The organism is Sphingomonas sp. P4_G3, from assembly GCF_056401105.1.
In genome coordinates, this window is the sequence record NZ_JBFUJZ010000018.1 from 16220 (window position 1) to 27928 (window position 11709).

The following is an 11709-nucleotide window of genomic DNA, read 5'->3' on the forward strand; positions in this document are numbered from 1 at the left end:
AAGAACGACAACAGGAAATTCCAGGCCGAATGTACGGCTAAAACTTTCATCAAAGGAGAATATCCATGACCATCGCCGTTACCGGAGCCACCGGCCATCTCGGCCGCCTCGTCGTCAAGAGTCTCAAGGAGAAGGCGGCCGGCGAGCCGATCGTCGCGCTCGTGCGCTCGCCCGAGAAGGCGAGTGACCTAGGCGTCGAGGCGCGCGCGTTCGACTATGCGCATCCCGACACGCTCGCCCCGGCGCTCGCCGCGGTCGACACACTGCTGTTGATTTCGTCGAGCGAGGTCGGACAGCGCGAAGCGCAGCATCGTAACGTGATTGCGGCGGCCAAGGCGGCGGGCGTCAAGCGCATCGTCTATACCAGCCTGCTGCACGCCGACCGCTCGCCGATCAGCCTGGGCGAAGAGCATCACGCGACCGAGGTGGCGCTGGCCGCTTCGGGTCTTGCCACGACGATCCTGCGCAACGGCTGGTATACGGAAAACTATACCGCTTCGGTCCCTGCTGCGCTCGCCAACGGCGCCTTTGTCGGAAGCGCAGGCGACGGCCGTCTCTCGCTCGCGACACGCGCCGACTATGCCGAGGCGGCGGCCGTCGTGCTGACCAGTGGTGGCCATGAGGGCAAGACCTATGAGCTGGCGGGTGACGATGCGGTGACGCTCGCCGACCTCGCCGCCGAAATCTCACGCCAGACCGGCCGGAACATTCCCTATCGTGACCTGCCGCAGGCTGACTATGCCGCGATCCTGAAGCAGGTTGGTCTTCCCGAGGGCGTGGCCGACGGTTTGGCAGCGTGGGATGTCGACGCCTCGAACGGCGCGCTGTTCGACGATGACCGCCAGCTCTCGAAGCTGATCGGCCGGCCGACCACGCCGCTCGCAGATGCGGTTGCGGCGGCGATCGGCTAAGCTTTTGCCGTTATACGACCGGTGGCACCACGGTGAGGCGCACCGGTTCTATAAATAAGTTATTTTGCACCTTCTGGTGCTTCTCGAAACCTCCTGAAACAGGAGGTTGGCTGGGGCGGCAGGATTCGAACCTGCGAATGGCGGCACCAAAAGCCGCTGCCTTACCACTTGGCGACGCCCCAACATTCCCCGCCGACATATCCCGGCGGGAGCGCGCGCTTATAACGGCGCGCGCGATCCTGCAAAGCCCTGAAAAAGCCTTATGCGATCCGGTCGAGCCAGTCGTAGGGATCGGGCGCCGCGCCGGTCTGGATCGCGACCAGAGATTCGCGCAACGACATGGTGAGCTGGCCCGGGCCGCCCGATCCGATGGTGAAATCGCCCGAGCTCGCCTTGACCTGACCGATCGGCGTGACCACCGCCGCGGTGCCGCAGGCAAAGGCCTCGATCAGCCGTCCGCTTGCCGCATCGGCGCGCCACTGATCGAGCGCATATTTCTCTTCGCGAACGGTGATGCCGCGGTCGCGCGCCAGCCTGATCAGCGAATCGCGCGTGATGCCGGCCAGGATCGTGTCGCTGAGCGGCGGAGTCGCGAGCGATCCGTCGTCGAACACGAAGAACACGTTCATCCCGCCCAGTTCTTCGACATAGCGGCGTTCGACCGCGTCGAGGAACACGACCTGGTCGCAGCCCAGCTTGATCGCCTCGGCCTGCGCGATCAGGCTGGCGGCGTAATTGCCGCCGCACTTGGCCGCGCCGGTGCCGCCGGGGGCTGCGCGCGTATACGTCTCCGACGCCCAGATCGACACGGCGGGCGCGCCGCCCTTGAAATAGGCACCGACCGACGAAGCGATTACCATATAGATGTAGTCGGACGACGGCTTGACCCCGAGGAAGGTCTCGCTGGCGATCATGAACGGACGCAGATAGAGCGACCCGCCCTCGCTGGTCGGGATCCAGTCGCGCTCCGCGCTGACCAACGCGCGGCACGATTCGACGAACAATTCCTCGGGCAATAACGGCATTGCCAGCCGCTCGGCCGACTGGCGGAAGCGGCGGGCATTCGCCTCGGGGCGGAACATGGTGATGCCGCCGTCCGCGCCACGATAGGCCTTGAGCCCTTCGAAAATCTCCTGCGCGTAATGCAGCACGGCGCAGGCGGGATCGACCGTCAGCGGCTGGCGCGGCGCGATGGCGAGATCGTGCCAGCCCTTTTCCTCGCTGTAATGTGCGATCGCCATATGATCGGTGAACACGCGGCCAAAACCCGGATTGACGAGTTTTTCGGCGCGGGCCTCATTGGAGGTGGGCGACGCGGTGGCGTTGAGCGGAAAATGCGCGGCGATATTCATGACAATCGGCCATAGCGCCACAAATCGCGCGCGTCCAAGGCTTGCCGTAGATTAATCCCGGTGGCAAAACCGGTCAACATGACTGCCCCAACACCAGCCGCTTCGGCCCAATTCCTCCGCGAATCCGAGATTCGCCGAGGATCCGAAATGCTCTTTTTCGCCTATAGCCGGCTGACGAAGGCGGTTGACCAGAATCTGGGCGAGCGCGGAATCGGCCGCGCGCATCATCGCGCACTCTATTTCATCGGCCGCCATCCCGACATTTCGGTCAGCGAATTGCTGTCGATCCTGGGCGTGACCAAGCAATCGCTGGGACGCGTACTGACCGAGCTCGAGGACCGCCATTTGGTCGAAACGCGGATCGGCGATCGCGACCGGCGGCAGCGGCTGCTCCGGCTGACCGATTCGGGCTACGAACTCGACACCGAGTTGTTCAACCATGCCCGCGACATCATCGCTCGCGCCTATAGCGCGGCAGGCCAGCAAGCGGTGACCGGCTTTTGGGCAGTACTCGAAGGGCTGATCCCGCCGACGGAACGCGACCGGGTCCACAATTGGCGCGAGAATTCGGTGCCGCCGGGACAACGGCGCTAATCACATTCCTCAGTATTAGCGCTTCGCGGCGGCGGCCATTTCGCGGCCGCGGCGTTCGGCGGCCTGCAGCGTCTCGGTCATCAGCCGGATCAGCGCATCGTCGCGATCGAGCACGTTCAGTCCCTGCCGTGTCGACCCGCCCGGGCTGGCGACGCGGTCGGCGAGGATTGCTGGTGTCGCATCCGACCCGGACGCCATCGATGCCGCGCCGTCGATCGTCGCCAGCGCCAGCCGCGCCGCCTGATCGGCAGGGATGCCCAGCGCTTCGCCGGCCTTTGCAAGCGCATCGATGAAGCGAAACAGGAACGCCGGGCCGCAGCCTTCGAGCGTGCCGACCGCGCCGAACATCGCCTCATCCGCGGTCCATTCGACGAGTCCGAGCGGTGCCATCAATGCCGCCACCGCGTCCCTGGCGGATGGCGGGGCGCCATCGGCATAAAGCGCGACCACGCCCTTGCCGAGCGCGACGGGCAGGTTCGGCATCGCACGAATGATCGCCGGGCCGGGAAAACGCTCAGCCAGCGTGGCTTCCTCGACCCCCGCTAGGATCGAGATCAGCACCGGCGCCTGACGGATACGCTCGCCATAGGCAGCAACGATCTCGTCGAGTTGCTGCGGCTTCATCGCCAGCATCACCGCGTCGGGCGGCGGGCCGTCGGGCAGTGCACGCGCCTGGCGCACACCATTGGGGAGGTCGCGGTCATGACGGTTGACCACATCGACCGCGTCGCCTTGAACCGCGCCGCTGTCGACCCAGCGCGACAGCATCGCGCCGCCCATATTGCCGCAACCGATCAGCCATAGCCGGCGAGGAACCGCGGCCGCCATGCTCACGCCTCGCCCTGCGTCTCCGTCAGCGACGCCGCGAGCGCCTCCTTCGGGGTCTTGCCGCCCCAAAGGACGAACTGGAACACGGGATAGAAGCGCTCGCATTCGTCGATTGCCGATTCGATCAGCAATTCGGCGCCTTCCAGCGTCAGTGTCCCACCATCAGTGCCGTCGATCATCGCCGCGTGGCGATAGAGCACGATCCCGCTCGACGACCACAATTCGAAATGGCCAATCCACAATTGTTCGTTGATCAGCCCGATCGCCTCGTAGATCGCGACGCGGCGGTCGTCGGGCACGCGGATGTCGGGGAAAGCGAGGAATTGCAGCACGCAATCCTCCTCGCGCCACAGCGCGCGCAGCTCATATTCGGTCCAGCTGCCCTTGACCGTCGCGACCACCTCATCGTCGTGGCGCTGATGCTCCCAGCCATGCGCGGCATAATAGCTCTCGATCATGTCGATCGGCGCCGCATCCTCGCGCTGGAAATCGCTCTCATCGAGCATCGTGGGTCTCGCTGGTCATCTCATGCGAATCTGCCCGTTGCGGCCGACACGCGCAACGGGATCGTGGAGAAAGCTGTGGAAAATCGGTTCAGGGCTTTGTGGATTTCGGCTTGGCCGCAGGCGCTGCCTTGCCCTCCAGCGCGTCGAGGCGCGCCTTCAGTGCATCGGCCTCGTCGCGCGCTGCCGCCGCCATCGCCTTGACGGCCTCGAACTCGTCACGGCTGACGAAATCGAGCCCGCCGATCCATTCCTTGGCGCGCTCGCGCGTCGCGGCTTCGGCCTCGCGGCCCATCCCCGCCAGTGTGCCGGCGGCGCCGTTCACGAACTTGACGAGGTCGTCGAACATCCGGTTTTCGGATTGCATGTCTGGTATCCCGTAATCTTGATCAGAAGTTCATCTGGGCGCTCGGTGACGACGGTACAAGCGTCGATGCATTGGGATTGAGCCTGTCGATTTCCCAATTGAGCACGCCGGCAAAGCACAACCAGACCAGATACGGCACCATCAGCCACGCCGCCGCGGGGCGAATCCGGCCGAACATCAGGGTCGTCGCCAGCGCCGCGACGAAGATCGCGACCAGCAGGAACAGCGCGGACGACACCTGATGCATGCCAAAAAACAGCGGTGACCAGGCGAGGTTGAGCACCAGCTGGAGCACGAACAAGGCGATCGCCAGCCCCCGCAACCGCGATCCGCGAGCGTTGATGATCATCGCCAGCGCCAGCCCCATCAGGATGTAGAGCGCGCTCCAAGCGACCGGAAACACCCAATCGGGCGGCGTGATCCCGGGGCGGACGAGCGCGGCATACCAGCGGTTCTGCGCTCCCGCCGGCGCGATCCGGCTGGACGCGAAACCCAATAGCAGGATCAGCGGCACCGTCACCACCGCCCAGCGTAGAAACACCCCGCGCAATTGTTCCTTGGTCGCGATTTCCATCAGCAATCCTCTTGCGCGCTCGGCACGCGGCTTTGCTAGTGTTGCCGCGTCGCAGCATGATGACAAGCGGTGACCTGCATTCTGGGCAGGCTTACCGTCTTGGAAATGGACGGCCTAGGCGGGCAGACGCGCCAGGATAACGAATTCGACATTCCCTTCGGGCCCGGTGATCGGACTCTGGACGATATCCTCGACCACCCAGCCGCTCCCGGTCAGCCACACCGCGACTTCGTCGCAAACCCGTTGATGGACCGCCGGATCGCGCACCACCCCGCCCTTGCCGACTTCCCCTCGCCCGGCCTCGAACTGCGGCTTGATCAGCGCCGCCAGCCGCGCGCCCGGTTTCGCGAAGCGCAGTGGTACCTCAAGCACCTTGGCCAGGCCGATAAAGCTCGCATCGCACACGACCAGGTCGACCGGCTCGGGGATATGCGCCTCGGTCAGGATACGTGCGCTGGTCTGTTCGTGGACAATGACGCGCTCGTCCTGCCTGAGCTTCCAGGCAAGCTGGTTCGTGCCGCTATCGACCGCATAGACCCGCGCCGCGCCCTTGGTCAGCAGCACGTCGGTGAACCCGCCGGTCGACGACCCGACGTCGATCGCCACCGCGCCCGTCACGTCCCAGCCCGCATGGTCGAGCGCATGCGCCAGCTTGATCCCGCCGCGCGATACCCAGGGGTGATCGCGTCCCTTGACCTCGATCGCGGCATCCGCGGCGAGCATCTGCCCCGGTTTGTCGATTCGCTTGTCGCCGGCGAACGCCAGTCCCGCCATGATCAGCGCCTGCGCGCGCGTACGGCTTTCCGCGAGCCCGCGGTCGGTGATGAGTTGGTCGGCGCGAACCTTTGCCATTCCTCTCCCATGACCGCGATTTCCGTCCGTCGCAATCCGGCGGCAATTGGGCGCAAGCTTATTCCCATCAAGAAACTAGGAATTAGATTGGGCGTTGGGAAGAAGATGAAGATAGCAGCGCGGTCGTCCCCCTAGAGCGCCCACGCCGTCTTCTTCCCACCCTCTCTTGGAGAGAAACGATGGGACAGTTCACGCATCCCGACGGCACACTTCCGACCATATTAACCGTCCCCGGTCTGGGCGGTTCCGGCCCCTCACACTGGCAGAGCCTGTGGGAGACGTCGCGCCCCGACACGCATCGTATCGAGCTCGGCATGTGGGACCAGCCGCACCGCAACACCTGGGTGACCAAGATCGACCAGGCGGTGCGCCAGGCCAAGGCGCCGGTGATCCTCGCCGCGCATTCGCTCGGCTGCCTCGCGGTCGCCTGGTGGGCGGAGATGAGCCCACAGCCTTATGGCTGGCCGGTCGCCGGCGCCTTGCTGGTCGCCCCCGCCGATCCCGACCGCCCCGACACCGCCCAGGAACTCAAGGGTTTCGCGCCTACGCCGCGCAAGGCGCTCCCCTTCCCCTCGATCCTGGTCGCCTCGACCGACGACCCCTGGATCGACATTGGGCAGGCGCGCAGCATGGCCTCGTTCTGGGGCAGCCATTTCGTCGACGCCGGCGCTCAAGGCCACCTCAATGCCGCCAGCGGGATCGGCTGGTGGGAAGAAGGCCGCAGGCTGCTCGACCGCGTCATCGCGGCATCGGCCGACCGATCGGGCCATCCGTTGAAGCCGGGCGAGGCGCGCTCGATCCTGGCGATCAACGCGACCGATGCGGCACAGGAATATTATCTGCACAAATGACCCATTCCCCCCGCGCTTGTCGGGCGCGGGGGGAATGCCGATACCGATCGTTAGGAACGAGCGCCGCCTGCCGGCGCTCGTTTGCTCATGTCGAACCGTCAGCTCGGCCTGTCCGCACGTCGATTGCCGCGCAGGATTTTAACTTGTTGGCAACCACAATAAGTCCGATCTGATCTATATTTATTGTCGCCGAATCATTGACTTCTGGCACACCAAACGCTTCAATATAGACGTGATTCGTATCCACGACCGCCGGTAAACTTCTTGTAAACCTTATCGTATTCGCTGGATTTATCCAGCGGATTACTGTCGCGCATGCCCAGAACTATTCTATAGCGAGGGAACTACATGTCTTCTATTACAAGCAACGCGCTGCAGATCGTCGACAACTCCCGAACACTGATCGGCGTAACCTATATTTCCGGCTCGGCGGTAGTCACATCGGGCGAGAGCTACATCGATTCCGCAACGATTGGCGTCAGCGGCAACGTCTGGACGATCACTTTCGCCGCCGACCGCAAGGGGTCGAGCGATGTCGCGACCTCATTCAACAACGCCAGCGGCGGGACCGCGTACGTATATGCCGCCTCGGGCGGCGGCGGCACGCCGGACGAGTTGAACTTCTTTTTCACGCTCGAGCTGACCTTCTCCACGGCACAGGGCAACGCAACCGTCTCGCTCAACACTGGCCAGGGCCATTTCGCGCTCAGTAACAATTGGTGGCTCGGCGGATCGATCGTGACCAGCAGCGTGCCTTGTCTCACCATCCCCATTGCCGGCACGGCCGATACGCTGGAGCTGCCGCTGTCGGGATCGACCAGCAGCTACACGTTCGGACCAGGCACGATCGCCTGAACGGCGCGCGCCGCCACTCGAATAGCTCCCCATCCAGGCAAAGGAATTCGTATGTCGATTTCCACCAACGTCCTCACGATCACCGACAATTCGGGAACGATCACCTCGATGACCTATGTCGCCAATTCGGCGAATGTCACGTCGGGAGAAGACAGCGCGCCCCCGCCGACGGTCCAGAAGAACGGCAGCGTCTTCACGATCACCTTCGTCTGCGACCGCAAGAAATCCGCTCCTGTGGCGACGGCCTTCAACAACAATTGCAACAATAACAGCCTCAACGCCTATGCCGCGTCAGGCGGCGGCGGCCTACCCGAAGAGCTCAATTTCTTCTTCCAGTTGGAGCTCCAGGTCACCACCGCCAGCGGATCGGGTAGCGCGATCCTCAATATCGGTCAGGGCAGCTATGCCCTGACCAACAATTGGTGGCTCGGCGGGCCTATCGTCAGTAGCAGCCAGCCCGGCCTCAACATACCGGTCAACAACGGCGCGTCGCAGCTGAATCTGCCGCTGTCGGGCACCAACAGCAGCTTCGTGATCGCGGCGGGCACGGTGAGGCCCTCTTATCCGATCAGCCGCATCTTCGTGCTGATGCTGGAGAACCATTCGTTCGACAACATGTTCGCCCTGTCCGGGATCCCCGGAATCATCGCCGCGACGACCAGCGACAGCAACAGCTATAACGGCACGACCTATTATGTAGGCGGCGGCGCGCCGTCGAGCATGCCCACCGACCCTGGACACGAATTCCCCGACGTGGTCGAGCAATTGGGCGGCGTCGGCGCCATCTATCCGGTCAACGGCCCTTATCCCACCATCAACAATTCGGGTTTTGCCGCGAATTACGCCACCACGGACAGCGAGGGGTCACCGCCGGCGCCGGATAAGATCGGCGACATCATGCTGTGTTTCGATACCGCGGCCGACTTGCCGGTGGCCTACCAGCTCGCGACCAATTTCGTGCTGTGTGACCAATGGTTCTCGTCGCTGCCGGGGCCGACCTGGCCGAACCGCTTCTTCCTCCATGGCGCGTCGTCCAATGGCCTCGATCATAGTCCGAGCAAGGGAGAGATGGCCAAATGGGAGAGTGTCTCGGGCTTCACCTATCCGCACGGATCGATTTTCGACGCGCTGAATAATGATAGCGTCACCTACCGACTCTATTACGATCCCAACGGACCGATCGCCGGGTCGGTCGCGCAGGTCGCGTCGCTCAAGAATATCTTCCTGACCGAGATGCATTCAGTGAACGACCTGGCGGAAGACCTGACCGGCGATTATCCATACCAATACACGTTCATCGAGCCCAATTACGGCAACATCGTCAACGGATCGTACGAGGGCGGATCGTCGCAGCACCCGATGGATGGCGTCACCGGCGGCGAGGCACTGATCAAGACCGTCTACGAAGCGATCCGCAACTCGCCGCTGTGGAACGAGAGCCTGCTGATCATCACTTATGACGAGCATGGCGGGTTTTATGACTCGGTGCCGCCCGGCGCCGCTCCGCTGCCCGACGACGGCAGTTCGAACACGCCGGGGGCGAAGGACAGCCTGAGCGAATTTGGCTTCACCTTTAACACTTATGGCGTGCGGGTACCGGCTATCATCGTCTCGCCCTGGGTACAGGCCGGAGGCGTCGACCACACGATCTACGATCACAGTTCCGCGCTCGCGACGATCGAACAGGTGTTCGGTGTCCTGCCGCTGACCGCGCGCGACAAGGCCGCCAACAGCGTCCTGCCGCTGCTTCAGAGCAGCGCGCGGACCGATTGCCCGACCACGCTCAACGACCCGGCGCCGCCGCCCGCCCCCGCTGCCGCAGACTTGGCGGCCGGCGCGGAAGCGCTCGACGCCACAGCCCTGATCCCCGAACGCGACAATCTGCAGGGGCTGCTGGCGATCATGCTCAAGACCAAATACGAACTGTCCGACAGGTCAGAAGCGACCAAGGCGGCGCTCTACGCGGAATTCCGGGCGATCAAGACCCGCGGACGCGCTGCCGCCTATATCGAGGAAGTGATGACGCAAGTCGAAGCGATCAGGGCCGCACGCAAAGCTACACCCTCCGATACGAACTGAGCCGGCAATGCCCCCTCTCCGCCGGGAGGGGGCTGCCTAGCGTCAGGCTCTTGCTCCATCAGCCACGATCGAGTCGTTATAGCGCAGCGCCTTGAGCACGGTGTCGACGATGGCATCGGCATCGAGCCCGGCCTGGGCATATTGCAGCTCGGGCTTGTCCTGGTCCTGGAAGATGTCGGGCAGCCGCATGGTGCGCAGCTTCAATCCGCCATCGATCAGCCCGCTATCGCTCGCCATCGTCAGCACGTGGGCGCCAAGTCCGCCGATCGACCCTTCCTCGATCGTCACCGCGACTTCGTGCGTGGTGAGCAGCCGGCGGATCAGTTCCTCGTCGAGCGGCTTGGCGAAGCGCAGGTCGGCGACCGTGGTCGACAGTCCCTTGGCATCGAGCGCATCGGCTGCCTTCAAGGCTTCCTGCAATCGCGTGCCGAGCGACAATATCGCTACCTTCTTGCCTTCGCGGACGATCCGGCCCTTGCCGATCTCGAGCCGCTCGGGCGTCTCGGGGAGCGCGACACCAACTCCGTTGCCGCGCGGATAGCGCACCGCGATCGGTCCGCTGTCGTGAAGCGAAGCGGTATGCGTCATGTGCACCAACTCGGCCTCGTCGGCCGCCGCCATCACGACGAAGTTGGGGAGCGTCGCCAGATAGGTGACATCGAAGCTGCCGGCATGGGTCGCGCCATCGGCCCCGACCAGGCCGGCGCGGTCGATCGCGAAGCGGACGGGCAGGTTCTGGATCGCGACGTCATGGACGACCTGATCATAAGCCCGCTGCAGGAACGTCGAATAGATCGCGCAGAATGGCCGCATGCCTTGTGCGGCGAGACCCGCGGCAAAGGTCACCGCATGCTGTTCGGCGATGCCGACATCGAAGGTGCGGTCGGGGAACGCCTTGGCGAAGCGGTCGATGCCAGTCCCCGACGGCATGGCGGCGGTGATCGCGACGATGGTCGGATCGCGCGTCGCATCCTTGATCAGCTGATCGGCGAAGACGTTCTGGTACGCTGGCGGCCCGGGCGGCGCCTTGGCCTGGGCGCCGGTGATCACGTCGAACTTCTGGACACCATGATATTTGTCCGCCGCTGCCTCGGCCGGGCCATAGCCCTTGCCCTTCTTGGTCACGACATGGACCAGGATCGGGCCGTGCTCGCTGTCGCGGACATTCTCCAGCACCGGGATCAGATGGTCGAGATTATGCCCGTCGATCGGCCCGACATAATAAAAGCCGAGTTCCTCGAACAACGTACCCCCGGTGACCCAGCCGCGGGTCAGTTCCTCGGCCTTTTGCGCGGCATTGTGGACGCGCCGCGAGACCTTGGCGGTGATCCGCTTGGCCAGGCTCCGCAAGCCCAGATATTCGCTCGAACTGACCATCCGCGCGAGATAGGCCGACAGCCCGCCGACCGGCGGCGCGATCGACATGTCATTGTCGTTGAGGATGACGACGAGCCGGTTGCCCGCTCCTTCGGCATTGTTCATCGCCTCGTACGCCATGCCCGCCGACATCGCGCCGTCGCCGATCACCGCGATCGCCTTGCCGGGTCTCCCCGCCAGCTTGTTGGCAATGGCAAAGCCCAACGCCGCCGAGATCGAGGTCGAGCTGTGCGCCGCGCCGAACGGGTCGTATTCGCTCTCGCTGCGCTTGGTGAACCCCGACAGGCCGCCGCCCTGACGCAAGGTGCGGATGCGGTCGCGTCGCCCGGTCAGGATCTTGTGCGGATAGCATTGATGCCCGACGTCCCAGATCAGCCGGTCGTCAGGGGTGTTGAACACATAATGGATCGCGGTCGTCAGCTCGACCACGCCGAGCCCCGAACCGAGATGGCCGCCGGTCGTCCCCACCGCCGAGATCGTCTCCGCGCGCAGTTCGTCCGCCAGCTGGCGCAGCTGCTCGGGCTTCAGGTTGCGAAGATCCGCCGGCGTCGAAACGGTGTCGAGCA

The 11709-nt window shown here is 64.1% G+C and carries 12 protein-coding genes and 1 tRNA gene; 5 read left to right on the top strand and 8 right to left on the bottom strand.

The features are described from left to right. Nucleotides 1–65: 65 nt before the first annotated feature. Nucleotides 66–911 carry an SDR family oxidoreductase gene (locus AC1DQQ_RS22190; RefSeq protein WP_478046812.1) on the top strand — a complete coding sequence of 282 codons (846 nt, stop codon included), beginning with the start codon at nucleotides 66–68 and terminating at the stop codon, nucleotides 909–911. Between the two features lie 107 nt (nucleotides 912–1018). On the opposite strand, the gene AC1DQQ_RS22195 is transcribed toward AC1DQQ_RS22190, so the two are convergent. Together AC1DQQ_RS22195 and AC1DQQ_RS22200 are read right to left on the bottom strand one after the other, a co-directional pair. After that, a tRNA-Gln gene (locus AC1DQQ_RS22195) sits at nucleotides 1019–1093 on the bottom strand. 78 nt (nucleotides 1094–1171) lie between these two features. Continuing rightward, on the bottom strand, nucleotides 1172–2263 hold the full coding sequence (locus AC1DQQ_RS22200) for a branched-chain amino acid aminotransferase (protein WP_478046813.1): 1092 nt from the start codon (nucleotides 2261–2263) through the stop codon (nucleotides 1172–1174). Between the two features lie 78 nt (nucleotides 2264–2341). Between AC1DQQ_RS22200 and AC1DQQ_RS22205 the strand changes: the two genes are divergently transcribed. Beyond that, nucleotides 2342–2857 carry a MarR family transcriptional regulator gene (locus AC1DQQ_RS22205; RefSeq protein WP_478032982.1) on the top strand — a complete coding sequence of 172 codons (516 nt, stop codon included), beginning with the start codon at nucleotides 2342–2344 and terminating at the stop codon, nucleotides 2855–2857. A 15-nt stretch (nucleotides 2858–2872) separates the two neighbouring features. On the opposite strand, the gene AC1DQQ_RS22210 is transcribed toward AC1DQQ_RS22205, so the two are convergent. The 5 genes from AC1DQQ_RS22210 to AC1DQQ_RS22230 all read right to left on the bottom strand — a co-directional run bounded on the left by AC1DQQ_RS22210 (nucleotide 2873) and on the right by AC1DQQ_RS22230 (nucleotide 5981). Continuing rightward, nucleotides 2873–3685 carry a pyrroline-5-carboxylate reductase family protein gene (locus AC1DQQ_RS22210; protein WP_478046814.1) on the bottom strand — a complete coding sequence of 271 codons (813 nt, stop codon included), beginning with the start codon at nucleotides 3683–3685 and terminating at the stop codon, nucleotides 2873–2875. Nucleotides 3686–3687: 2 nt separating this feature from the next. Next, nucleotides 3688–4191, bottom strand: a complete 504-nt coding sequence (locus tag AC1DQQ_RS22215; RefSeq protein WP_066826540.1) for a type III secretion system chaperone family protein — start codon at nucleotides 4189–4191, stop codon at nucleotides 3688–3690. Between the two features lie 88 nt (nucleotides 4192–4279). Beyond that, complete coding sequence (locus AC1DQQ_RS22220) at nucleotides 4280–4555, bottom strand: accessory factor UbiK family protein (RefSeq protein WP_066811629.1); 276 nt, start codon at nucleotides 4553–4555, stop codon at nucleotides 4280–4282. Nucleotides 4556–4577: 22 nt separating this feature from the next. Further along, nucleotides 4578–5129: a TspO/MBR family protein gene (locus AC1DQQ_RS22225; protein ID WP_478032953.1), complete on the bottom strand. Its 552-nt coding sequence runs from the start codon at nucleotides 5127–5129 to the stop codon at nucleotides 4578–4580. A 114-nt stretch (nucleotides 5130–5243) separates the two neighbouring features. Beyond that, nucleotides 5244–5981: a TlyA family RNA methyltransferase gene (locus AC1DQQ_RS22230; protein ID WP_478046815.1), complete on the bottom strand. Its 738-nt coding sequence runs from the start codon at nucleotides 5979–5981 to the stop codon at nucleotides 5244–5246. A 179-nt stretch (nucleotides 5982–6160) separates the two neighbouring features. Between AC1DQQ_RS22230 and AC1DQQ_RS22235 the strand changes: the two genes are divergently transcribed. The 3 genes from AC1DQQ_RS22235 (at nucleotide 6161) to AC1DQQ_RS22245 (ending at nucleotide 9766) form a co-directional block, all read left to right on the top strand. Continuing rightward, nucleotides 6161–6832 carry an RBBP9/YdeN family alpha/beta hydrolase gene (locus AC1DQQ_RS22235; protein ID WP_478032949.1) on the top strand — a complete coding sequence of 224 codons (672 nt, stop codon included), beginning with the start codon at nucleotides 6161–6163 and terminating at the stop codon, nucleotides 6830–6832. Nucleotides 6833–7180: 348 nt separating this feature from the next. Then, complete coding sequence (locus AC1DQQ_RS22240; RefSeq protein WP_478046816.1) at nucleotides 7181–7687, top strand: hypothetical protein; 507 nt, start codon at nucleotides 7181–7183, stop codon at nucleotides 7685–7687. A gap of 51 nt (nucleotides 7688–7738) precedes the next feature. After that, complete coding sequence (locus AC1DQQ_RS22245; protein WP_478043087.1) at nucleotides 7739–9766, top strand: alkaline phosphatase family protein; 2028 nt, start codon at nucleotides 7739–7741, stop codon at nucleotides 9764–9766. A 42-nt stretch (nucleotides 9767–9808) separates the two neighbouring features. Here the strand turns inward: AC1DQQ_RS22245 and dxs are convergent. Beyond that, nucleotides 9809–11709: 1-deoxy-D-xylulose-5-phosphate synthase (dxs, locus tag AC1DQQ_RS22250; RefSeq protein ID WP_478046817.1), on the bottom strand; the 1901-nt coding region annotated here is incomplete at its 5' end.

Coding starts and splice junctions, on each gene's coding strand:
- AC1DQQ_RS22190 (WP_478046812.1), top strand. CDS start 66: ATGACCATCGCCGTTACCGGAGCCACCGGCCATCTCGGCCGCCTCGTC.
- AC1DQQ_RS22200 (WP_478046813.1), bottom strand. CDS start 2,263: ATGAATATCGCCGCGCATTTTCCGCTCAACGCCACCGCGTCGCCCACC.
- AC1DQQ_RS22205 (WP_478032982.1), top strand. CDS start 2,342: ATGACTGCCCCAACACCAGCCGCTTCGGCCCAATTCCTCCGCGAATCC.
- AC1DQQ_RS22210 (WP_478046814.1), bottom strand. CDS start 3,685: ATGGCGGCCGCGGTTCCTCGCCGGCTATGGCTGATCGGTTGCGGCAAT.
- AC1DQQ_RS22215 (WP_066826540.1), bottom strand. CDS start 4,191: ATGCTCGATGAGAGCGATTTCCAGCGCGAGGATGCGGCGCCGATCGAC.
- AC1DQQ_RS22220 (WP_066811629.1), bottom strand. CDS start 4,555: ATGCAATCCGAAAACCGGATGTTCGACGACCTCGTCAAGTTCGTGAAC.
- AC1DQQ_RS22225 (WP_478032953.1), bottom strand. CDS start 5,129: ATGGAAATCGCGACCAAGGAACAATTGCGCGGGGTGTTTCTACGCTGG.
- AC1DQQ_RS22230 (WP_478046815.1), bottom strand. CDS start 5,981: ATGGCAAAGGTTCGCGCCGACCAACTCATCACCGACCGCGGGCTCGCG.
- AC1DQQ_RS22235 (WP_478032949.1), top strand. CDS start 6,161: ATGGGACAGTTCACGCATCCCGACGGCACACTTCCGACCATATTAACC.
- AC1DQQ_RS22240 (WP_478046816.1), top strand. CDS start 7,181: ATGTCTTCTATTACAAGCAACGCGCTGCAGATCGTCGACAACTCCCGA.
- AC1DQQ_RS22245 (WP_478043087.1), top strand. CDS start 7,739: ATGTCGATTTCCACCAACGTCCTCACGATCACCGACAATTCGGGAACG.